The sequence below is a fragment of the Klebsiella sp. WOUb02 genome, from assembly GCF_050058015.1.
Taxonomy (GTDB): domain Bacteria; phylum Pseudomonadota; class Gammaproteobacteria; order Enterobacterales; family Enterobacteriaceae; genus Klebsiella.
In genome coordinates this window covers 462,330-485,954 of record NZ_CP170106.1, presented here as the reverse complement: position 1 = coordinate 485,954, position 23,625 = coordinate 462,330, and the positions used below count along the sequence as shown (strand labels likewise).

At 60.1% G+C, this 23,625-nt stretch carries 12 protein-coding genes and 5 pseudogenes; 4 read left to right on the top strand and 13 right to left on the bottom strand.

The genetic code is table 11. The features are described from left to right. Positions 1 to 4: 4 nt before the first annotated feature. A complete protein-coding gene (gene amiC, locus ABOC21_RS04475; RefSeq protein WP_426812079.1) occupies positions 5 to 1,258 on the bottom strand; it encodes an N-acetylmuramoyl-L-alanine amidase AmiC in 1,254 nt (417 codons plus the stop codon). Between the two features lie 229 nt (positions 1,259 to 1,487). On the opposite strand from amiC, the pseudogene argA reads away from it, so the two are divergent. Next, a pseudogene (argA, locus tag ABOC21_RS04470) lies at positions 1,488 to 2,820 on the top strand (amino-acid N-acetyltransferase). Positions 2,821 to 2,885: 65 nt separating this feature from the next. On the opposite strand, the gene recD reads toward argA, so the two are convergent. The 12 genes and pseudogenes from recD to rppH all read right to left on the bottom strand — a co-directional run bounded on the left by recD (position 2,886) and on the right by rppH (position 21,418). Continuing rightward, positions 2,886 to 4,724 (bottom strand): exodeoxyribonuclease V subunit alpha, encoded by a 1,839-nt coding sequence (gene recD / locus ABOC21_RS04465; RefSeq protein ID WP_426812078.1) that lies wholly within the window; start codon positions 4,722 to 4,724, stop codon positions 2,886 to 2,888. Further along, positions 4,721 to 8,266 carry an exodeoxyribonuclease V subunit beta gene (gene recB, locus ABOC21_RS04460; protein WP_426812077.1) on the bottom strand — a complete coding sequence of 1,182 codons (3,546 nt, stop codon included), beginning with the start codon at positions 8,264 to 8,266 and terminating at the stop codon, positions 4,721 to 4,723. The genes recD and recB overlap by 4 nt, the downstream gene beginning before the upstream one ends. Continuing rightward, positions 8,263 to 11,148, bottom strand: a complete 2,886-nt coding sequence (ptrA, locus tag ABOC21_RS04455; protein ID WP_426812076.1) for a pitrilysin — start codon at positions 11,146 to 11,148, stop codon at positions 8,263 to 8,265. Before ptrA ends, recB begins: the two co-directional genes overlap by 4 nt. 128 nt (positions 11,149 to 11,276) lie before the next feature. Continuing rightward, positions 11,277 to 14,648 carry an exodeoxyribonuclease V subunit gamma gene (gene recC, locus ABOC21_RS04450; RefSeq protein WP_426812075.1) on the bottom strand — a complete coding sequence of 1,124 codons (3,372 nt, stop codon included), beginning with the start codon at positions 14,646 to 14,648 and terminating at the stop codon, positions 11,277 to 11,279. 12 nt (positions 14,649 to 14,660) lie between these two features. Then, the gene (locus ABOC21_RS04445) at positions 14,661 to 14,984 is read right to left on the bottom strand and encodes a prepilin-type N-terminal cleavage/methylation domain-containing protein (protein WP_426812074.1); all 324 of its coding nucleotides are present in this window, start codon (positions 14,982 to 14,984) and stop codon (positions 14,661 to 14,663) included. Continuing rightward, complete coding sequence (locus ABOC21_RS04440) at positions 14,969 to 15,376, bottom strand: DUF2509 family protein (RefSeq protein WP_426812073.1); 408 nt, start codon at positions 15,374 to 15,376, stop codon at positions 14,969 to 14,971. Before ABOC21_RS04440 ends, ABOC21_RS04445 begins: the two co-directional genes overlap by 16 nt. Beyond that, a complete protein-coding gene (locus tag ABOC21_RS04435) occupies positions 15,373 to 15,936 on the bottom strand; it encodes a prepilin peptidase-dependent protein (protein ID WP_426812072.1) in 564 nt (187 codons plus the stop codon). Before ABOC21_RS04435 ends, ABOC21_RS04440 begins: the two co-directional genes overlap by 4 nt. After that, positions 15,927 to 16,394 (bottom strand): prepilin peptidase-dependent protein, encoded by a 468-nt coding sequence (locus ABOC21_RS04430; protein ID WP_426812071.1) that lies wholly within the window; start codon positions 16,392 to 16,394, stop codon positions 15,927 to 15,929. The genes ABOC21_RS04435 and ABOC21_RS04430 overlap by 10 nt, the downstream gene beginning before the upstream one ends. Positions 16,395 to 16,727: 333 nt before the next feature. Continuing rightward, positions 16,728 to 17,523 (bottom strand): annotated as a pseudogene (gene thyA / locus ABOC21_RS04425) (thymidylate synthase). Positions 17,524 to 17,529: 6 nt separating this feature from the next. Then, positions 17,530 to 18,406: pseudogene (lgt, locus tag ABOC21_RS04420) on the bottom strand (prolipoprotein diacylglyceryl transferase). Positions 18,407 to 18,627: 221 nt separating this feature from the next. Further along, positions 18,628 to 20,875, bottom strand: a pseudogene (gene ptsP, locus ABOC21_RS04415) (phosphoenolpyruvate--protein phosphotransferase). A gap of 12 nt (positions 20,876 to 20,887) precedes the next feature. Next, positions 20,888 to 21,418 (bottom strand): RNA pyrophosphohydrolase, encoded by a 531-nt coding sequence (gene rppH / locus ABOC21_RS04410; RefSeq protein ID WP_041147036.1) that lies wholly within the window; start codon positions 21,416 to 21,418, stop codon positions 20,888 to 20,890. Positions 21,419 to 21,871: 453 nt separating this feature from the next. Here rppH and ABOC21_RS04405 point away from each other — a divergent pair. The 3 genes and pseudogenes from ABOC21_RS04405 to ABOC21_RS04395 all read left to right on the top strand — a co-directional run. Next, positions 21,872 to 22,012 (top strand): annotated as a pseudogene (locus ABOC21_RS04405) (hypothetical protein); the annotation flags it as partial. An 88-nt stretch (positions 22,013 to 22,100) separates the two neighbouring features. Continuing rightward, a complete protein-coding gene (gene mutH / locus ABOC21_RS04400; RefSeq protein WP_426812070.1) occupies positions 22,101 to 22,796 on the top strand; it encodes a DNA mismatch repair endonuclease MutH in 696 nt (231 codons plus the stop codon). 63 nt (positions 22,797 to 22,859) lie between these two features. Further along, positions 22,860 to 23,573 carry a TerC family protein gene (locus tag ABOC21_RS04395; protein ID WP_426812069.1) on the top strand — a complete coding sequence of 238 codons (714 nt, stop codon included), beginning with the start codon at positions 22,860 to 22,862 and terminating at the stop codon, positions 23,571 to 23,573. Positions 23,574 to 23,625 lie beyond the last annotated feature (52 nt).

Genomic DNA, 23,625 nt, shown 5'->3' with positions numbered 1-23,625 from the left:
TCTATCAGCCAAGCCTTGCCAGCGTTGCGCCATCGGCGAAGTAGGCCTTAATCCCCGCCAGAATCGACTCGGCGACCTGCTGCTGGAAGGCCGCCGTTTTCAGCTTGCGCTCTTCCTCAACGTTACTGATAAACGCCGTTTCCACGAGGATCGACGGAATATCCGGCGCTTTCAGCACCGCAAAACCGGCCTGTTCAACCTGGTTTTTGTGCAGATTATTGATTCGGCCCATCTTCTGCAGCACGGCCTTCCCAAACTTCAGGCTATCGGAGATGGTCAGCGACTGCACCATGTCGAACATCGTATGGTCGACGTAGCGATCGCCGCTCTTGCTGACCCCCCCCACCAGATCGGAGGCGTTCTGGGTTTGCGCCAGATACTTAGCCGCGGTGCTGGTGGCGCCTTTGGTGGAGAGCGCGAAGACCGAAGAGCCGCTCGGCTGGCGGCTGGTAAAGGCATCGGCGTGAATGGAGACGAAGAGGTCGGCGCGCTGCTTTTGCGCCTTGGCGACGCGCACCTTCAGGGGAATAAAGATATCTTCATTGCGGGTCATATAGGCCTTCATATTCCCCTCTTTTTCGATCAGCGCCCGCAGTCGGCGGGCGATCTGCAGTACAACATCTTTCTCGCGGGTGCGGTATTTGCCGACCGCGCCGGAGTCTTCCCCGCCGTGTCCCGGGTCGAGCATAATCACAATCGGCCGGTCGCGCCCGGCTTTACCCGGCTTCGGCCCGCTTTCCGCCGGCGGCACCTGACGCTCGAGATCGCCCTTGTTGTAATCCTCCAGCAGCGCCAGCAGCGGATCCTGTACGTCGGTCGCCGTAGACGGATAGAGATCCATCACCAGGCGCTCCTTAAAGCCGGCAACCGGCGCGAGGGCAAAGAGCTGCGGCTTCACATTCTGTTTGAGCTCAAACACCATGCGCACCGTTTGCGGATCGAACTGCCCGACGCGCGCGGACTTAATATAGGGATCGTCGTCGCGAATGCTGGTTCCCATACCTTTTAGCACGGAGTTAAGGTTGACCCCTTCCAGATCGACCACCAGCCGCTCCGGATTGCTCAACGCAAACTGCCGATATTTCAGCACATGGTTGGATTCCACCGTAACGCGCGTATAGGTTGACGACGGCCAGACGCGCACCGCGACGACTCGTGCAACGGCGGCTAAACCAACCGGACTGACGCTCATTAACCACATCGCGCTCGCCCCCTGTAAAAAACGGCGACGGCTTAATCCTGACTTGTATCCCGGCATGCCACTCCCAAGCAATAAAAACGCATTCGTATCTAAAACAAACAGATTGACCAGAAACTTTAACGAAAGCCGTATAACCTGTCATCAATAAAAGGGTAAACAATCTTTGGTGGCGCGCTTTAAGTCACAGTTCTTTCGCCGTTTTGGGACAAATTGGGGCTTGCGTTTAGCGGGAAAACAGAATAAAAATACACTTATTACGAATAATCATGCATTGAGGGTTGTTGTCATGGTGAAGGAACGTCGCACCGAACTGGTAGAAGGATTCCGCCATTCTGTTCCCTATATTAACGCCCATCGGGGAAAAACGTTTGTCATCATGCTGGGTGGCGAAGCCATTGAGCATGAAAATTTCTCCAGCATAGTCAATGACATTGGTCTATTACATAGTCTGGGCATTCGCCTGGTGGTGGTCTATGGCGCGCGTCCGCAGATCGACGCCAACCTGGCCGAACATCATCATGAGCCGCTTTACCACAAGCAGACGCGCGTGACTGACGCCAAAACCCTCGAACTGGTTAAACAGGCCGCCGGCATGCTGCAGCTGGAAATTACCGCGCGCCTGTCGATGAGCCTCAACAACACCCCGCTGCAGGGCGCGCACATCAACGTCGTAAGCGGCAACTTCATTATTGCCCAACCGCTTGGCGTGGATGACGGCGTCGATTATTGCCACAGCGGGCGCATTCGTCGTATCGATGAAGAAGCGATCCACCGCCAGCTTGATAACGGCGCCATCGTACTGATGGGCCCGGTTGCGGTATCGGTCACCGGCGAAAGCTTTAACCTGACGTCAGAAGAGATTGCCACCCAGCTGGCTATTAAGCTGAAAGCGGAAAAAATGATCGGCTTCTGCTCTTCGCAGGGGGTGTATAACCAGCAGGGCGAGATCGTTTCCGAGCTGTTCCCGAACGAAGCCCAGGCGCGGGTTGAGGAGCTGGAAGCGGAAGAGGATTACAACTCCGGCACCGTACGTTTCCTGCGCGGCGCGGTGAAAGCCTGCCGCAGCGGCGTGCGTCGCTGCCACCTGATCAGCTATCAGGAAGATGGCGCGCTGCTGCAGGAGCTATTCTCGCGCGACGGTATCGGTACTCAAATCGTTATGGAGAGCGCCGAGCAGATTCGCCGCGCCACCATCAACGATATTGGCGGCATTCTTGAACTGATCAGCCCGCTGGAGCAGCAGGGGATTCTGGTACGCCGCTCCCGCGAGCAGACTGGAGATGGAAATAGATAAATTCACCATCATCCAGCGCGATAACACGACAATTGCCTGCGCCGCGCTCTATCCCTTCCCGGAAGAGAAAATCGGCGAAATGGCCTGCGTGGCGGTCCATCCGGACTACCGCAACTCCTCGCGCGGGGAGGTGCTGCTGAACCGCATTGCGGCCCAGGCAAAACAGATGGGGCTAAGCAAACTGTTCGTGTTGACCACCCGCAGCATCCACTGGTTCCAGGAGCGCGGCTTTACGCCGGTGGATATCGACCTGCTGCCGGAGAGTAAGAAAGAGATGTACAACTATCAGCGCCGCTCCAAGGTGATGATGGCCGACCTCGGCTAAGTGAGCGCCCCCTTCCCGGCTAAGCGTCGCGCGGGCCGGGAAAGGCGAAGCGCTGAAAGCTGAGGCTACCCGCCGCTGGCGAAGATGTCCGCCAGCCCGCTGCGCCGTTCGGTGCGCGCCACGATAGCCTGAGTAAGCACCTGTTCATCGGCATAAATCGAGAGCCGCCGTTTGGCGCGCGTTATCGCGGTATACACCAGTTCGCGCGTCACCAGCGGCACGCTGCGGGAAGGCAAAATCAGGGCCGCGTGGTCAAACTCCGAGCCCTGGGATTTATGCACCGTCATCGCCCAGGCGGTATCGTGTTCCGGCAGACGGCTCGGCTGCACCGACTTAATGCTGCCATCCGGCATCGGGAACCAGACGCGCAGCCCTTCTCCCCTTTCCAGCGCAATCCCAATATCACCGTTAAACAGCCCCAGCGCGCTATCGTTGCGCGAGATCATCACCGGGCGGCCTTCATACCAGCGCGAATGCCGCGGCAGCGCAATGACCCGCTGACGATTGAGCATCAGCTCCAGCTGTTCGTTCAGCCCGCTAACGCCGTAGGGACCGTCGCGCAGGGCGCACAGTAGCCGGAACTCGCCGAAAGCGGCAATCACCGCCTCCGGCTCCGCCCGTTCGCGCAGCAGCTGGAGATAGCGAGCGTAGCCGGCCTGCGCCTGCGTCAGCATCGTTTCATACTCCTCGGTGGTGCTGAGCGGGTGCAGGGCGATATCGTCGAACGGCTGACGCAGGGTCGTTTTGACGCCGCGCCGATCGCCGGCGTTAACCGCCCGGGCCAGGCTACCGATACCGGAATGGCTGCCAAAACGATAGCTTTTCTGCAGCAGGCACAGGCTGTCGCGCAGGGCGCCCGCCGCCTCGTCTTCGCTGGCAGGTACCGGCAGGCCGGTAAGCCGCTTCAGCTGCGCCGCGCGCTCGACGGTATAGCCGGCATTAACCCAGGCACAAATATCCCCCAGCACCGCGCCGGCTTCCACCGACGCCAGCTGGTCGCGGTCGCCGAGGAAAATCACCCGACCGTGCGCCGGAAGCGCATCAATCAGGCGAGCCATCATCGGCAGATCGATCATTGAGGCTTCATCCACTACTAACACGTCAAGATGCAGAGGATTACCGGCGTGATAGCGCATACGCTGGCTGCCCGGCTGCGCACCCAGCAGACGGTGCAGGGTGCTGGCTTCCGTCGGCAGCAGCGCCTTCTGTTCATCCGTTAGCGGCAGCTGGCGCAGCGCGCTGCCCAGCGATTCGGTCAGGCGCGCGGCGGCTTTCCCGGTAGGCGCCGCCAGGCGGATACGACAGCGGGGCCTATCCGTCGTCTGAATCAGCGCCGCCAGCAGCCTGGCGACGGTGGTGGTTTTCCCGGTGCCGGGACCGCCGGAAATAACCGCAATGCGCCGGGTCAGCGCCACCGCCGCCGCCACCTTCTGCCAGTCGATATCCTCCCCGGCGGGGAATAGCGCATCCAGCGTCGCCGCCAGCCGCGTTTCATCCACGCTCAGCGCCTGATTGGCTTCGTTAAAAAAGCGCGCGACGGTCAGCTCGTTGCGCCACATGCGGTTAAGGTAAAGCCGTTCGCCGCAGAGGATCATCGGCGTCGGGCGCTCCCCGCGGCTCACCGCCGCCGAAGAGAGCAGCAGCGTCGACCAGTCATCAGGCGCGCCGGCCTGCGCCAGCAGCTGCTCGCGCAGGTCGACGGCTTTCCCGCTCAGCACGTCGTCAGCGGCAAGGCGGGAGAGCGGCAGGCAGACGTGCCCTTCGCCGGCATCGCGGCTTAGCACCGCCGCCGCCAGCCTCACCGCCGGGTGCGCATCCTGAGCGACCATCAGCGCAAACTGGACGTCAAGCGGACGTAACAAACGCTGGTTTGCTGCCTCAAGCAGCAGCTCATCCATGGTCATGAGGCGATCTCCTGAACTTCACCGGCAAACAGGGCGTCCAGGCCGTCGATTAGCGGCCGCTCGGGGCGCGTGGTAAATATCCCCTGCCCGCCGTCCTGTCCGTCCATTCCGCGTAAAAAGAGATAAATGACGCCGCCAAAGTGGCGCTCATAGTCATAGTCAGCGATGCGGTGGCGTAAGTAACGGTGCAGCGCCAGGCTATAGAGCTGGTACTGTAAATCATAGCGGTGCGCGCGCATCGCCTGCGCCATCGCCTGTCGGGTGTAGGCTTCGCGATCGTCTCCCAGCCAGTTGGATTTGTAATCCAGCAGGTAGTAACGATCATTATGACGAAACACCAGGTCGATAAACCCTTTCAGCATTCCGCGTACCTGGCGGAAATCAAGCTCCGGGCACTGCGCCGAAAGCGGGTCGTAGCGGCGAACCAGCGCGTCAAGGCGCCGCGGATCCAGCGGGGCCGCAATGGGTAAATAGAACGCCATCTCAACCTGCTTGTCCGCCGCCGCGAGCTGATTCAGCGCGATATCGGCGCCCGGCAGCGGCGTACGCAGGACGTCATCCAGCCATTGGCTCAGCACCGGCGTCCACTGTTCGCCAAATCCGCCGGAGCGCAGCTTTTCCGCCATCCAGTCGGCGGGAACCGGCTGGGTAAAATCGAGGTTTTCAAACAGGCCGTGCAGAAATGTCCCCGGCGACGCCCCGCGCGGGAACTGATGGGGAGTGAGCTGCGGCTCCTCGATCACCTCCCCCACGCCGGCGGCGTCAACGTCAAGACGGGGCAGTAAATCCTGCGCCGGGCTGTGGCCATGCTGCTGTAGCCCGGAGTAGCTGGTGACCCGCCAGTCATCGACGATCGCACGCGCCAGCATTCGCGCCGACAGCGGGGGGAGAACCTCCTGCGGAGCCTGCCAGGGCTGCCGATCGGCGACGCCGGGGGTTTGCAGCGCAATATCCGCGCTGCAGAATGCCTGCAGGCAGGCCGTCAGCCCCGCGGCATCCATCGCTTCGCCTCCCTGCAGAAGACGCCCCAGCGCGCTGTGGTGAAAATCGCTATCGCCCGGCTTATCGCTGCGCCGGGTGCTGAGCGGCGCCACGCCAAGGCTGCAGTGCCAGACCGCTCGCGTCAGGGCCACGTACAGCAGGCGTAAATCTTCCGCCAGACGCTCCGCTTCCGCCAGCTCGAGGCTCCCCTCATTCTGTTCAAGGTCGAGCACCGCCGCAAAGGAGTCGCGATCGTGATAAAACGCCTGATCCTGTTTACGGAAGCGGGCGATAAACGGCAGCCACACCAGCGGATACTCCAGACCTTTCGATTTATGGACGGTGACGATCTGCACCAGATGCTTGTCGCTTTCCAGGCGCATCTGCTGGCTGGAGGCGTTGCTGTCCGGCTCGGCGATGCGCTGCGTCAGCCAACGCACCAGCGCATGCTCGCTTTCCAGCTGGTTGGCCGCTTCCTGCAGCAGTTCGCTGATATGCAGGATATCGGTTAACCGGCGCTCACCTCCCGCCGTCACCAGCAGATTTTCGGCGATGTTCCGGGCGGTCATCAGCGCTCTTAGCATCGGCATCACCCCGCGCTGACGCCAGATGCGGCGATAGTCGCTAAATTCTTCCACCAGCGCATCCCACGCGCGCTCATCCTGGTTAAGGTTTTCAATATCGCGGGCGTTCAGGCCGAAAATCGAGGTCGCCAGCGCGCTGCGCAGCGTGTTTTCACGTTCGGGCGCCAGCGCCGCCTGTAGTACCCACAGCAGCTCCTGCGCTTCCGGCGTTTCAAATACGCTATCGCGGTTGGAGAGATAGACCGAGGGAATGGCCAGAAGCTGCAGCGCATCGCGGATCAGCGACGCCTCCTGGCGATTACGCACCAGCACCGTGATATCGGAAGCCTGCACCGGCCGAGCGCGATCGTCGCGCCACAGCAGCGCCCGCCCCTGCTGGCCGGCGCTCAGCCAGTCGCGAATTTGCGCAGCACAGAGCTGGGCCATAAAGGCTTGATAATCCCCCGCGCCCACCGCTTCGCCCGGCATCAGCCAGATGTTCATTGCCGGAACCGCATCGTCGTCGACGGTAAAACGCAGATGCTGGTTTTTCGGCGCCGACTTCACCGGCAGGAACGGGATTTCGCGGAACATAAACGGATTATCGCTGAGGCTAAACAGGCGATTGACGCTCTCCACCATCCCCGGAGCGGAGCGCCAGTTGGTATCCAGCGTGTAGTGCGCGGCAACGTCGCCGCGCGCCTTCATATAGGTAAAGATATCCGCGCCGCGAAAGGCATAAATGGCCTGTTTGGGATCGCCGATAAGCAGCAGCGCCGTCTCCGGCTGCCGCCGCCAGATGCGGCGAAAAATGCGGTACTGCTGCGGGTCGGTATCCTGGAACTCATCGATCATCGCCACCGGAAAACGCTGCCGGATCGCGCTGGCCAGCGCTTCGCCGCTTTCGCTGCGTAGCGCATCGTCGAGGCGGCTGAGCATATCATCAAAACCGAGCTCGCCGCGGCGACGTTTTTCCCGCGCCACCGCTTCGCGGATCTCCACCATTGCCCGGGCGATTACCAGATCGGTGAGGGTCAACGGCGCGGAGAGCAGCGCCTCAATCGCGCTAAACAACGGGTGAACCGGCGGTTCGCCATCCGTTTTGGTGCGTTCGTGCAGGAACGGCCGGGAGAATTTTTCCAGCGCCTCCGGCAGCCGGTAACTGAGCGTCTCTTCCTGCGCCCAGGCGTTGACTTTCTCTATCCATTTTCCCTGATTGCCGCGGTTGAACTTACGCCGGTCGAGGCCGGAGTTTTCCAGCACGCTTTCAATCTCGCCCACCTGCTCGCGCCACTGCCGCTTCACCGCGTCGATGCGCGCGATGATTTGCTGATGGCGTTCGGCCAGCGTCTCTTCCTGCGCCGGCGGGGATTTCAGCTGCGGGGCTTCGCCCTGTAGCCAGCGGTCGAGGGATTTCAACAGATCGCGCGGGCCTTTCCACGCTTCGTGGATAACCGCCGCGATCTCGCGCGGCAGCGGATAGCAGTGGCGGCGCCAGAAATCGGCGCAGGCCTGGTAACGGAGCCGGGATTCGTCCTCGATCAGCTGCTGTTCGAAGAGCATGCCGGACTCAAACGCGTTGAGGCTGAGCATGCGCTGGCAGAAGCCGTGGATGGTGAAAACCGCCGCTTCGTCCATCTGCCGCTCCGCCAGCATCAGCGTTTGTGCGGCGTGGTTTTTGTCCGGGATTTCCGCCAGCAGCGCGGCGTAGAGAGGGTCGGCGGCGGTTTCACGCAGGCAGGCGATACGCAAAGCGTGGATATTGCTGCGGATGCGACCGCGCAGCTCCTCGGTCGCCGCCTCGGTGAAGGTCACCACCAGCAGCTCCTCCACGCTTACCGGCCGGGGAAAGGCGGATTCTCCGCCCAGCCCCAGCAGCAGCCGGAGGTACAGCGCCGCGATGGTAAAGGTCTTTCCGGTGCCCGCAGAGGCTTCTATCAGGCGCTCGCCCGTCAGGGGCAAGCGCAGGGGGTCAAGAGGCTCGGCGGTTTCGGTCATTCATTCTCTCGCATCAGGGGTAAGGATTTCTGCAATGCGCTGACGGTTTCCCAGACTTTGCTGCCCGGCAGCAGGGCGTAATCGGTTTTACCATTCTGGCTACCGGATACTTGGGACAATATCGCCATGCCCTGCGGATCCACCACCGTCTGATGGAAGAAGTCGGCAAGTTTTTGCGGCGTCAGCAGTTTAATCTGAGCCACTACTTTATCACGTGAATCGAAGCGCATATTACCGCGATCGAAATCTTTGCTCAACTGCGAGGCTTCCCCGCCCAGCGTTTGCGGCGCCTGCATCATCTGGGCGATCGTCGCCTGCTGAATTTGCGCAAACTCTTCCGCGGTCATCGCCCTCAGCTTTGCTTCCGCCGTCGGGAAGAAGGCCTGGAAGCGCTGCCACAGGAAGGCGGGCTGCTTATCGCTGCTTTGCAGCAGGAAGCCGACGCCCCACTGGCGGCCAACGTTCATCGAGAACGCGAAGACCGCATAGCCCAGCTGTTCTTCAGTACGCAGCTGGTTATAGAACCACGGCTGGATAATTTGCCCGAGTAGAGAGCTGGCGGCAGAGCTGCTGTACTCATCGATATTCGGCGGCGCAAAGACCGCGGCCAGGGCCGAGTCGGTGCTGCTGCCGGTTTTTTCAAAAATGGCCAGCTGCTTGCTGTTCACCAGCACGTCTTTGTTGCGGCACCATTCGTTGCCGTCGGAGCCCAGCTGTTGCTGAATATGGCGCGCCATATCGGTGGATTGCCCGGCGCTCAGGTTGCCAATCACCAGCAGCTCCGGACGCCCTTTCGCCTTCAGGTTGCCACGGTAGGCCAGAACCTCCTTGAGGGTGATTGACGGCAGCAGCGCCCGGCGCTCCTCGCGCTGGAAGTACGGCACCTGCGACACCATCTGGGCCGGCATAATCGCCTGATCGTACGCTTTGCCTTTATCCGCCGAGTCCATCATCTGCGCGTACCAGGATTTCGCCTGTTCCAGCTGCTCCTCGGTCGGGACGTAGCTGAAGTAGCCGTCCAGCAGCGCGGTGAACAGCTGCGGCAGCCGCTGGGTGTAGCCGTTAGCGTTAACCATCAGCCCGTTGTTGGCGCCGGTAGAGAAAGTGATGCCTCCCACCGCCGCCTGGTTGCTGAGCTGGTCGAGGGCAATCCCCGCCAGATAATCGTTGAGGGCAAACATCACCTGGCTGCGGGCGCTGTCCATGGCCTGCGGGTTACGCAGCACCAGCGACACGTCGGCCTTCGGCTCGCTGGCGAAGTACTGGCTCGGGGCGTAGACCACCCGCAGGGTCGGCTCATCGACGATCAGCTGCGGATGCGGATAGGCTTTATCGCTGTTGATAAGCGTGAAGTCGTCCGGAATATAGGGATTCAGCGTCGGCAGCTTAAGGTCAATCGCGCTGGCTTTCTGCTGCCAGTCGGCAAAGGTCTGCGCGCTGATTTTATCCACCTGATACGGGGCGTTGACGAAGTAGGCGCTCTTGTTATGCGGCTCCTGCGGGCTGATGTACCACACGCGCGCGTTTTGCGGGGTCATCATCGCCAGGCGGTCTTTAATCGCCTGCGGATCGTAGCGATCGGCAATATTCACCACGTCGAGGGTATGTTCTACCGGCACGCGGATCATGGTATCCGCCAGCCATTCAACGTAGTCCATATCGCGGTTGATTGAGGGATAGCGGAAGTCGAGCGCCAGCACATGCGCCAGCTCGTCGAAATAGCGCTTATCGATGCCCTGGGTGCGCAGCAGGTTGAGGTAACTGAAGATCGCCGCTGCAACCTCGTCGCGATGCGCCAGGCCCTTATCGGTCAGGGTTGCGGAAATCGCCAGCACCCCGCTGTTGCCGTTCACCACCGGATCGGAGTCCGCGCGGATGCCTTCAACCAGGCCCTGCTGCTGCAGCCAGTCGGACAGCGTGCCGGGGCTGCGGTTGCCGATCATATAGGTCACCAGCTCGTCGGTCTTGCTGCGGAACTGTTCGCTGTTGTTATCGATGCGGAATTCGACGCGCAGCACCTTGCGAGGCATCGCCGGCACGTAGTGAATGATGATGCCTTTTTGCGCATCGGTCACTACCGGGACGTTAATCACCGGCCTGTCGATATTGTGATTCGGTACCCGGCCGTAGGTTTTGGCGGCGATACTCGCCAGCTCCGGCAGCGGTTTATTGCTGTAAATAACCGCCTTCATCAGGTTCGCGGAGTACCAGCTGTCGCGGAAGGTATGCAGCGCAGCAAGAACCGGTTTTCCCGGCTTATCGCTCAGCGTTTCAAGGTTGCCGCCGGAGAAATGCGCCGCCGGGTGCGCCGGGTTTATGGTTTCGGCGCTCACCTGGGCCATGCGCATCCCGTCGCGGGTACGCGCCATGGTTAATTCGGCATTGACCGCATTACGCTCGCGGTCGGCATATTTTTTATCCAGCAGCGGAGAGGCTATGGCATCCGCCAGGCGATCGACCGCCCCGTCCAGCGCATCGTTCTCAACTTCCAGATAGAAGGCGGTACGATAGGGGGCGGTGCTGGCGTTGTGGCTGCCGCCGTGCATTTTCAGGAACTCGGCGAGGCTGTCGGGCTGCGGATAGTTCTTCGAGCCCATTAGCGTCATGTGCTCGAGAAAGTGCGCCAGACCCTGGTGCTCTTCCGGATCCTGCAGCGACCCCACCGGCACCACCAGCGCCGACAGTGATTTTACCGCCTGCGGATCGGAAACCAGCAGAACGATCATGCCGTTATCGAGGTGGATCGCCTGATACTGACGCGGATCTTTTTCGCTTTTGCGGATGGTTTCCTGAACGGGCTGCCATCCGCTATCTGCCTGACTTAACGGCGCCCAAAGGGCAGCCAGCACTACAATAACCTTGAACCATAAACTACGGGGCATTCACGGACCTCACCATTAACAAACTTTCGCTGCGCTGAGCACAGCGTTGATAAAAACATCAGTCCGTGATTCGTTGCGCATGATAATTGAAGAGCCGTCATCTGCGCAATTTTTATACTATGACAATTCTATTCGGACTGATGGAAACGAAATACCGGCAACAGATAACGCTGCGCCTGAGCAATGATTTCGTCATAGTAAGCCGGCTCAAGGGTGCGCCACAGGCGCTGGTACCAGACATCGCTACCCTCGCCGCCAACCACCATATTGCCTTCATACGCCTGCAGAAACTTGCTGCGCGCTTTTTGTTGCGTCTCGTCGTCCATTAACATGACATCCTTTTCGGCGTCATAACAGGCTTTTAGCCATGCCCCCGCGCTTTCAGGTAGCAGCAGCAGCGGTTTTGACATGCCCTGCAGATAGCCGTCAACCAGCTCATCAAGATATCCCTTCGCCTGCTCCTGCGCCAGCGGCGGGAAACGCCATTCGCCTTCCTTACGTACCAGTAGCCGACTAGTGCCGGTTCCGCCGCCAGCACAGTAGACAAGGTGCTCCAGCCAAAGTTGCATTCCCTGCGCCACGCTGAGCAGCGAGGGCCGCCAGCGCAGCAGGCCGTCAGATTGTACCTGCTGCAGCCATCCGGTTATGTTGACTCCGTTACATTGCAAATCGATTTCCATGCTTTGTCCCGGCTGGCGGCTGGCCACCACCCGTTCCGCGAGGTTCTGCATCTCCTGGCGCTGGGCCTCCCAGGCCAGTTCGCCGAAGGCTCCGTAGGGCAGTTCGCCCGCCGCGCGGAAGCGGCGGTACATCACCGAGGCGTCCTGCTGTTCAATTAGCGTATTCAGCAGCTGCTGGTTGAGCTGGTAGCGGCTCAACCCTTCGAGGGTGAACGGTTCGTCGTCCGGGATCTCGCTCTCCTCTGAGCGGAAATTTACCCGCAACCGCTGCTGGAAGAAGGCGCGAACCGGATGCTGCCAGAAGCGCAGCAGCTGTTCAAACGGCAGGGTGTCGATGTCCGCCGCCGGAAGCGGCTGGATAAAGTCGCCGTGCGCCTCCCCCTGCTGGCTGGCGGCAGCCAGCCATTCCCGGGCGTAGCTTTGCTCTTCATCGTCGCGGAAGTTGGCCGTATCGAAGGGCATGCGGCTATGCAGATGGGTAATATGCGCTTTGACCCGCCGCTCGCTGGCGTCGCAGTCCAACGCCTCGTCTCCCTCCAGGCAGTGGCTCTGGCCGATATAATCCGCCAGCTCCTGTACCAGCACCGACGGGTAGCGCTCGCTATTATCCTGGATTGAGCGGCCGATATAGCTGATATAGAGCTTCTGCTCGGCCGACATCAGCGCTTCGAGGAACAGGTAGCGGTCATCATCGCGACGGCTACGATCGCCGCGCTGCGGCTTCTGGCTCATTAAGTCGAAGCCCAGCGGCGCCAGGGCGCGTGGGTAAACGCCGTCATTCATCCCCAGCAGACAAACGACTTTGAACGGAATAGAGCGCATTGGCATCAGGGTACAGATATTGACCGGGCCGGCCAGGAAACGCTGGCTGATACGCTGCTGATCGAGGCGCTGCGCCAGCTCATCGCGCAGCAAAGAGAGTGGCACCGTCTGCGTATACTGCGCCTGCGCGCCTTCGCCAATCACCGCCTGCCACTGCTGTTCAATCAGCGCCAGCGCGGCTTCCGTTTCGCCGTCGGGCAGGAAAAAGTCGTCCAGCAGGCCCCGGCACAGCGGCAACCATTCCGCCAGCGGACGTTCAACCGCTAGCTCCCGACGCCAGAGGTTTAGCTGCATCAGCAGCGACGCCAGGTTGCCTACCAGTTCGGCAATCAGCCCGCTGGACTCGTCGTACGGCAGGACCGACTGCCACTCTCCCTGGCTGCTGTCCATCGCATAGCCCAGCAGCATCCGCGTCAGGCCAAAGCGCCAGGTGTGCTGCCCGGTGGCGGGGAGATCCAGCTCGCGCACGTTATCGTCATCCATGCCCCAGCGCACGCCGGATTCGTTCACCCACTGACGCAGATAGCGCAGCCCTTCTTCATCGATATTGAAACACGCCGCCAGCACCGGGACATCCAGCAGAGCCAGCACGTCTTCGCTGGCAAAGCGGCTGTCGGGCAGGGAAAGAAGCGTGATGAACGCCTGCAGCGCCGGATGCGATTCGCGGGCCCGGCGGTCCGAGATGGCCCACGGCAGCCAGCGCTCGCCGCTGGCGGCACCGAACACCGCTTGTATATAGGGGCTGTAGCTGTCGATATCCGCCACCATCACGATAATATCGCGCGGCGTCAGGTCGGGGTCCTCCTCCAGCATCGCCAGTAGCCGGTCGTGCAGCACTTCTACTTCGCGCTGCGGGCTATGGCAAACGTGAATGCTCAGGCTGCGATCCTTCGGGGCCAGCAGACGCTTATCGCGGCTATGGGCGAACTCTTGCGCCGTACGCCCCGCCACCGCCTTGGTGCGCAGCTCGAGGATATCCGACTGCAGGTTATGCAGCAGGTTATCCGGGGCGATATCCACAAATGCGTCCAGCTCTTCGTAACGCTCCAGCCCGGCCAGCAGATAGATGTAGTCCCGTCCCAGCTTGCCCCATGAGGCCAACAGCGGGTTGCCGACATCCTGCTCGCCTTCGTCGTTAAACAGACCAGGAGCCTGCTCCGCATCGCGAAATAGCGGCAGCTCTCGCGGCTCGCGATGGTGGCGGCGCTGGCGCGACATCAGCTTTGCCAGAAAAGCCGGGTCTTTAATATCGCCCCAGTAGTAGCGGCACGGGTTGGTGAAAAGGACGTAGACATCAACGTGTTTGCCGAGCGCCTGCAGCGCCTGCAGGTAGACCGGCGGCAGCGCCGAGATGCCACAAATAAAGACCCGCGACGGCAGCCCGGCCGGCGGCTCATCCGTGTCCTCAAGCGCGCGGATAAAGCGCTGGTACAGGTTGGCGCGATGCCACAGCGGCTGTCCCAGCTCGGCGGTATGTTCGACTAACGCTTTCCACAGCGGCGCCTGCCACTGCTGGGCGTCTCCCAGGCCGTCAACGCGTTCATCGGCTTCCCAGCGCATCAGCCATTCCGGGCGATAGACCAGATACTGGTCGTAGAGATCCGCCACCCTGGCCGCCAGTTGAAAGAGCTTACGCTTGTCGCTATCGTCGCTGAGGTAGTGGCGCAGCAGGGCGAAGGAGTCGTCATCCAGCCGCTGCGGCAGCAGGGTCATCAGCTTCCAGCTCATGCTCTGTTTGCTAAAAGCGCTTTCTCCGGGGATATCGGAGAGCACGCGCACAAACATATCCCAGATAAAGCTCGCCGGGAGAGGAAAGTCGATGTTGGCGGCAATGCCGAAGCGTTTTGCCAGCGTCATCTGCAGCCATTGCGCCATCCCGGTACTTTGCACCAGCACCATTTCCGGCTTGAAAGGGTCGTCCAGCCGCTGGCGCTCGACGATAAACTCCATCAGCGCTTCAAGGACATCCAGACGGTTTGAGTGGTACACCCTTAACATATTCGCTCCTGGCTACTGGCTGACCGGGCAGTGCAGCCGGGTCATCTGTACCCGCTTTTCCAGCGGCATAGTGATCGTTACCGTGATGCTGACACATCTTGCTGTCGATGTCTGCAAGCGGGTGACGCTCCCGCCTGTCGGGGATTCCGGCGGCTTAAGCTGAGCATAACGCCACGCATCGCGCCACAGCTGGCGATACTGGTTTAGCTGAGTAAAGCCGCTGGCCAGCCCGCGCTGGTAGCCGCTTAGCGCAGTGATAACCATCACCAGCAGCGCCGTTGCGAGGATCGTTTCCGGCAGGCTGAAGCCCCGCTGGCGGGTCAGGGGATCTGACATAAATTCGGCTCCTTCAGCGGGCAAAAATCGCTCCAGCCGTGGGGCGAGAAGCGCACGCTTCCCTGCTCAACCCGGGCAGAGTGCCACAGCAGCACGCTGCCGCTGGCGGCGATCAGCAGCGCCGACGCATCGCTAAAAATCCGCAGACAGACGCGCCAGCCTTCGGCGCCCGAGCGTCGACACGCCTGTTCTTCCTGCGCTGACCAGGCTTGCGTTTTTCCCCACTGCAGGGCCGAGTGCGCGCCTGCGGTATCGCGCAGCGCCCGGGTTTCACCAGCGGTTTGCGCCAGCAGCGATCGCTGCTGCTGGTTCAGCCCCTGCAGCAGCAGGCTGCCGAGCGCCAGCAGGAGCAGCACCATCAGCAGCGAAGAGAGCCCGCGCTGACGGTTCACAGGTTATACCCCGTCACGCTATATTCCGCCTGCGCCGTGATGCGGGGATCCAGCGTCGAGCGCGCGGCCAGTACGATGCTAAGCTCCGGAGCGAAACCGGTAATATTGTGACGCTTAACCTGAAAGCGGGTCACCTCGATGGCGCTGGGGTTGGTCATGCGCTCCCAGCCTTGCTCGCCGCAGCTGGTCGCGCCGCGCCGGGTTTCGAGCGCGCCGTTGCGCAGCCGAAACCCCGTCGCATCGGACATAGCCTCCGGCGAGGTATTCCAGACGCCGTCGCTCGCGCTGTCCCAGCGGACGATCGCGCAATCGCCGCTGCCGGCAATGTGCAGCGGCTGCCCAACGCAGCTGCCGCGACAATAGCCGGCGCGCTGCAAATGCTTAGCGATCGCGTACAGCCGCTGCCAGAGCTCATTCTCCAGAGAGTGCTGCTGGGTCTGTTTCAGCACCTGTCGTTGCAGCGCGGGCAGAAAGCGCGCGGTTCCAAGGAGTAAAATGGAACCAATAGCCATCGCAATCAGCGTCTCCGGCAGCGAGAATCCTCGCGCGTTTACAGACATGATGCCGTCTCCATGCCGCGACAAAGGCGGATACGCCCCCAGTTAGAGACAATGATATTCCAGCCATCGCCGGCGCTTTGCAGACGGATATGCCCGGCCCAGGCGCTGTTGCGCAGGCCGTAAAAACCCAGGCCCGGCGTGATGTTAGTCAGCGAGACTTCAGGCCAGTGCGGACGCAGCGTAAAGGGGCCCTTCGCCGCGCAGTCGGCCGGGGTATCAGCGGTGCTCAGGCACCAGCCCTGCTCCGCCTGGCCAACGCTCAGCAGCCGATCGCGGTTATGCCAGTTGGCGTCATCGCGCAGCAGCACCAGATAGTCGCGAACCTGAACGGCGGTTTGCCACAGGCGCTGTTGCTGCTGCCAGCGGTTCCAGCCGAACATCCCGCTGGCGCCGAGTATCGCCACCAGCGCCAGCGTCACCAGGGTTTCAATTAGGGTATAGCCACGTTGTCTGTTCATAGGGCGAGTATGGGGATGACCCGGTCCCGGCGCGAGGGGCCGTTCCGCGGTTAGCGTAGCGCGTCGAAGAGTATCGGGAGATTTACAGGGAGTTGCAGAAAATCAGGAAGCAGGCGAGCAAAAGCGGCGTCGGCCAGAACGCGTAGTCCGGCGAAAGGCCCGAGAAGTCCGGGCGCAAAAACCGGCGCAACGCGCGTCATCGCGGTTGGTTAACAGAAGTTACGCCCGGCGTCGATTATCGCGGCAGGGACAAAAAAATGCCAGTCGGCGGCTTAGCTGACTGGCATGGATGCGATGGGCGTCGGCCCGGCTTACCGCGAGATAGCCCCGGAATTAAATCGCCACCGGCGCTTTAATTCCCGGATGCGGATCGTAGCCTTCGATTTCAAAGTCCTCAAAGCGGTAGTCAAAAATCGACGCCGGTTTGCGCTTAATGACCAGCTTCGGCAGCGGGCGCGGCTCGCGGCTCAGCTGCAGATCGGTCTGCTCAAGGTGGTTGCTATAGAGATGCGTATCTCCGCCGGTCCAGACAAAATCACCCACTTCCAGATCGCACTGCTGCGCCACCATATGCACCAGCAGCGCGTAGCTGGCGATATTGAACGGCAGACCGAGGAACACGTCGCAGGAGCGCTGATAGAGCCTGACAGGAGAGCTTGCCGTCGGCGACGTAGAACTGGAAGAACGCGTGGCACGGCGCCAGCGCCATTTTATCCAGCTCGCCGACGTTCCATGCCGAAACGATGATTCGGCGCGAGTCCGGGTCGTTTTTCAGCTGTTCCATCACGGTGCTAATCTGGTCGATATGGCGGCCGTCCGGCGCTGGCCAGGAGCGCCACTGCTTGCCATATACCGGCCCCAGATCGCCATTTTCATCCGCCCATTCATCCCAGATGGTGACGTTGTTTTCGTGCAGATACGCCACGTTGGTATCACCCTGAAGGAACCACAGCAGTTCATGGATGATGGAGCGTAAATGACAGCGCTTGGTCGTCACCAGCGGGAATCCTTCCTGCAGGTTAAAACGCATCTGATGGCCGAAAATCGAAATCGTGCCGGTACCGGTGCGGTCATTTTTTTGCGTACCCTCGGCGAGCACTTTCTGCATCAAATCAAGATACTGTTTCATGGTTCCTCAAGAAGTTTGTTGCTGCGGACGACGGCGGTACGCCCAGACCATCATAATGATACCCGCAAGCACCATTGGAATCGAAAGAATCTGCCCCATGCTGATGTACTGGACCCATTCGCCGGTGAACTGCTGATCCGGCTGGCGGAAGAATTCAACGATAATACGGAACAGACCGTAGCCGATCAGGAACAGGCCCGAGACCGAGCCGGTCGGGCGCGGTTTGCGGATAAACAGGTTCAGGATCAGGAACAGGACGATGCCTTCCAGCGCCAGTTCGTACAGACTGCGAGGCGTGTCGCGGCAGGGCTCCGTAGGTGTCGAACAGCGATTGCCACTCCGGGTGCGAAGGTAGCAGCGCCATGTCTTCCGCCCGCGAGCCGGGGAAGATCATCGTGTAGTGGAAGCTCGGATCGACGCGGCCCCACAGCTCGCCGTTAATGAAGTTGCCCAGGCGACCGGCGCCGAGGCCAAACGGGATCAGGGGCGCAATAAAATCAGAAACCTGGAAGAAGGTGCGTTTGGTGCGTTTGGCGAAAATGATCATCACCAGGATCACCCCGATCAGACCGCCGTGGAACGACATACCGCCGTCCCAGACGCGGAACAGATAGAGCGGATCCTGCAGAAATACCGGCAGGTTGTAGAACAGGACGTAGCCGATACGGCCGCCGAGGAAGACCCCGAGGAACCCGGCATACAGCAGGTTTTCAACTTCGTTTTTAGTCCAGCCGCTGCCCGGACGATTGGCCCGACGGGTGGCTAGCCACATCGCAAACACGAACCCAACCAGGTACATCAGGCCGTACCAGTGAAGGGCGACTGGCCCAACGGAAAATATTACCGGATCAAACTCCGGAAAATGCAGGTAGCCACTATTCATCTGTCACCATAAAGACTTGTTATTCCGCCGGAAGTGGACGGCGGTGATCTTGCGCACTCGCAGAAAACGGGCGCTCCAAAGGTTGCGAATGATAGCATAAGCGCCAGGCACGATCCGCGCCGGGCGTGTAAAAGATATGTATACGAATGCGAATAAGCGCCGGAAAATTCCCCGCAGGCGGCGCGCTATGCCCGGACTGCGGCGCAGGCGCCTTAGCAAAACTATCTTCCGCCGCGAATCAGGCCGCCCAGCCCCCGACGCTCCATAAAGGCCGCAACCTGATGGCGAACTTCCGTCGTCATCTGCGCCTCCAGGCTACGCCGGGAAAGCTCCTGGGCCTCTGCGATATCAATGCGGCGCAGCAGGTATTTGACCCTTGCCACCGACCGGCCGTTCATCGACAGATGGCGATAGCCAAGGCCAATCAGGATGGTGACGCACATCGGATCCCCGGCCATTTCACCGCAAAGCCGCAGATCGATGCCGAAACGCTCGGCGTCGCGGGCAATCATCGCCAGCGCCCGCAGCACCGCCGGGTGCAGGCTGTCATACATATTCGCCACCCGGGTATTGTTGCGATCGACGGCGAGGATGTACTGCGTCAGGTCATTGGTGCCAACGGAGATAAAATCAACGCGGCTGGCCAGCTGCGCCAGCATGAAGACCATCGACGGCACCTCCAGCATCACGCCAAGGCGCGGGCGCGGAATGGCGTAGCCAATCATCTCTTCAACTTCGCGGCTGGCGCGGTCGATCAAACGGCGCGCTTCATCGACCTCATCGAGGCTGGTAACCATCGGCAGCAAAATGCTGAGGTTGCCGGTGGCGGCATTCGCGCGCAGCATCGCCCGCACCTGGATCAGGAAGATCTCCGGCTGATCGAGCGTAATGCGGATCCCGCGCCAGCCGAGGCACGGATTCTCTTCGCTGATCGGCATATACGGCAGCTGCTTATCCGCGCCGATGTCGAGGGTGCGCAGCGTAACCGGCTTCTCGTTAAACATCTGCAGCATGCCCTGATACTGGGCGACCTGCTCCTCTTCCGACGGAAAGCCGCTCTGCAGCATAAAGGGGATTTCGGTACGGTACAGGCCGATACCATCGATAAAGCCGCCGAGCTTCTCTTCATGGCCGAGGCTCAGGCCGGCGTTCAGCATGACCTTCACCCGCTCACCGCTTTTCAGCTCAGAGGGGCGTTCAAGGTCATCTTCCGCCAGGCGGCTGAGCTCGTTCTCTTCGCTGATTAAACGCTGATACTCTTTCAGCAGCGCCGGCTCCGGGTCGACCAGCAGCTCGCCGCGGTAGCCGTCCACCACCAGGGTGTGGCCATGCAGCAGTGAAGGCTGAATATCGGCCCCCATCACCGTCGGGATCCCCAGCGCGCGCACCATGATGGCAGCATGCGAGTTGGCCGCTCCGTCGCGTACGACAACGCCGGCCAGCCTGTCCTGGGGGACTTCCGCCAGCGTCGTCGCCGAGAGTTCGTCGGCGACCAGGACGATCCGCTCCGGCCAGGTGTTTGGCCCCTGAGTGGTATCGTCAAGATGAAACAGCAGCCGCTGGCCCAGCGTGCGCAGATCGCCGGCCCGCTCTTTAAGATAGCCGTCGCTGAGCGCCGCAAACTGCTCGGCGAATTTCTCGATAATTTTTTTCACCGCCCATTCGGCGACGGCCCCTTTGTCGACTTCCGCAAAGAGTTCGCGACGCAGGCGCGCATCGGAGAGCAGGTGTGAATAGAGGTCGAAGATAGCCGACGTCTCTTTTTGCGCCCCGGCGGCGTAGCGCTTACTGTAGCGACGAAACTCGTTGGCCGCCTCTTCCAGCGCGCCGGTCAGACGCTCGCGTTCGGAAACCGTGTCCAGCGTCGAGGCTTCGTATACCTGCTCCATCTGCGGCAGGCTGACGTCCATCCAGCCTTCGGCGATGGCCACCCCCGATGAGGCGGGCAGCGCGCGGATCCGCGTCTGGCGATACTGGCCAAATAGCGCGGTCAGCTGCGACTGGGAGAGAATGGCGGCCATCTGCGTCGCGAGGGTAACGAGGAAGGACTCCTCGCTTTCGTCAAACTGACGCAGCTCGCGCTGCTGCACCACCAGCACGCCCAGCAGACTGACGGCGCTGGATAATCGGCACGCCGAGAAAAGCGCGGAAACGGTCCTCTTTGACGGCCGGAATATATTTAAAGCTGGGGTGTTTTTGCGCATCGGCAAGGTTGATGGGCTCCGCAAGGCGCCCGACAAGGCCCACAAGGCCTTCGTCAAAAGCGAGCGCAACGGTGCGCCCGCGAGGTTTTTTCAGCCCGCGAGTCGCCATCAGGTAGTAGCAGCGTCGGTCGTGGTCGGCCAGATACACCGAGCAGACTTCCGTTTCCATCGCTTTGCAGATATCCGTGACCAGAATATCCAGCGCCTCGTTTAAACGCGGCGCGCTCGCGACCTTCTCGACGATTTCTCGTAACCGAGTGAGCATAATGTGCGTGGCTTAACCTCTTTTACGTCGATATGCAGGCGCGCTTTGCGGCTTAGGTGCGGTTTCGGCCAGCGACATGGTGACGCTGGCGAACTCTTTCATCACCCGGCGGTAAACGTCGCGCTTAAACGATACCACCTGACGAACCGGATACCAGTAGCTTACCCAGCGCCAGCCGTCAAACTCGGGGGTGCTGCTGGTCTGCATATTGACTTCCGCATCGCTGCCGATTAACTGCAGAAGAAACCACTTCTGTTTCTGGCCGATACAAACCGGCTTCGTGTCCCAACGCACCAAACGTTTAGGCAATTTGTAACGCAACCAGTTACGGGTAGAGGCCAGGATGCGGACATCTTTACGACTTAGCCCAACCTCTTCAAACAATTCCCGATACATTGCCTGCTCGGCTGATTCTCCTGGATTAATGCCCCCCTGCGGGAACTGCCACGAGTGCTGGCCATAGCGCCTGGCCCACATGACCTGGCCCTGGCGATTACAGATTACAATACCGACATTTGGGCGGTAGCCATCGTCATCAATCACCGGACTACCTCAAAATAATCTTCAATGTGAACGATTGTTTCACACTCGCCGGAAACGGTAAACCACTCTCTTGTCACACGGCTCACGAATAACATTTGAATAACTCACAGTTATCAGCAGAGTTATAAACAGCGTCGGCTATCGCAGCGCCATTTTATTCACTTTTTCTGTGGATAGAGTTGTGAAGAAGTATGGAATTACCCAGGGAAAACCCGGAGTAGTCCGAACCGCTTAGCGGTAGCAATATTTAATAATGGCATTATATTCATTAAGTTATAATTCATTCCTTTCATAACTTGCAGCGCAACGTGATGATCGTCACACATGAGATCCCGACGCTGATGAAAGATCGAGCAATGTCGGTTTTATCCACAGATTACGCGAGCTCATTGGGCATATTTTGTCTAAAAATTCGATTTTCGTCGCACGTCAAGGCTGTAAATGGAAACAGTAGTGACGCTTTTCCCCAGTTATCCCACTTTTCTGTGGATAACATGGTGTAAGATCCTGTTCATTGCCAGTGACCAGTTCTGGAAAACCCGCCGCACTCATTTTCAGGGCGGCAAAAAATATAAAAAAAAGTCATATGAATCATCAAATTGTCATACTTACCCAGGAAAAGGTAAACTCTATCCACAATGCACAAAAATAGCGTTCATTTTTTAGCCAGAGGTTTGATCTTATGCCCACCCTTTCGCCCCTGCTTGCACCGCCGCAAACCCAGCAGCAGCTTTTAGCCCAGGCCCAGCGGCTGGCGGGCTATTCGCTGGGCGAGCTGGCCGCGCTGGCGGGAATTCCGATTCCGCGCGATCTCAAGCGCGATAAAGGCTGGACGGGCATCCTGCTGGAGATTTGGCTGGGCGCCAGCGCCGGGAGTAAACCCGAGCAGGATTTCGCCGCGCTGGGCGTCGAGCTGAAAACGATCCCCGTAGACGCTCAGGGGCGGCCGCTGGAGACCACCTTTGTCTGCGTCGCGCCACTCACCGGCAACAGCGGGGTCACCTGGGAGAGCAGCCACGTTCGCCACAAGCTCAAGCGCGTGCTGTGGATGCCGGTAGAGGGCGATCGCGCGATCCCGCTCGCGCAGCGTCGGGTCGGGGCGCCGCTGCTGTGGACCCCCAGCGAAGAGGAGGATCGCCAGCTGCGAATGGACTGGGAAGAGTTAATGGATCTGATCGTGCTGGGCCAGGTCGAACGCATTACCGCCCGCCACGGCGAAGTGCTGCAGCTGCGTCCAAAGGCCGCCAACAGTAAGGCCCTAACCGAGGCAATCGGCGCGCACGGCGAACCGATCCTCACCCTGCCGCGCGGTTTCTACCTGAAGAAAAACTTTACCGCCGCCCTGCTGGCCCGCCATTTTCTGCTTAGCCACGATTAATTTTTTGTTCTGCCTGCCGGGTTGCATATAATTGCGACTTTCTTTTTTGCAGGACTTTGAACAATGTTATTTGCATGGATAACCGATCCTAACGCCTGGCTGGCGCTGGGTACGCTGACGTTGCTGGAGATCGTACTCGGGATCGACAATATTATTTTTCTCTCTCTGGTTGTTGCCAAACTGCCCACCGCCCAGCGCGCCCACGCGCGACGTATCGGGTTAATGGGCGCAATGCTGATGCGTCTTACGCTGCTGGCCTCTATCGCCTGGGTCGTTAAGCTGACCAACCCGCTGTTCAGCGCGTTCGGTCACGACGTCTCCTTTCGCGATCTGATCCTGCTGCTCGGCGGCCTGTTCCTGATCTGGAAAGCCAGTAAAGAGATCCACGAATCGATCGAGGGGGAAGAGGAAGGGCCGAAGACCAACGTCCACTCGTTTATGGGCGCCATTGTGCAGATTATGCTGCTGGATATCATTTTCAGCCTCGATTCGGTGATCACCGCCGTTGGCCTCTCGGACCATCTGTTCATCATGATGGCCGCGGTGGTTATCGCGGTGCTGGTGATGATGTTTGCCGCCCGCTCGATTGGCGACTTTGTTGACCGCCATCCGTCGGTGAAAATGCTGGCGCTGGCATTTTTGATTCTGGTTGGCTTTACCCTGATGCTGGAAAGCTTTGGTATTCACATCCCGAAAGGCTACATCTACTTCGCGATGTTCTTCTCGATTGCCGTCGAAAGCCTCAACCTGCTGCGTAATAAAAAAAATCCGCTGTAGCCCGCAAAAATGCAGCCCAAACCTGGGCTGCAATCTTTTTTAAGACTTTACT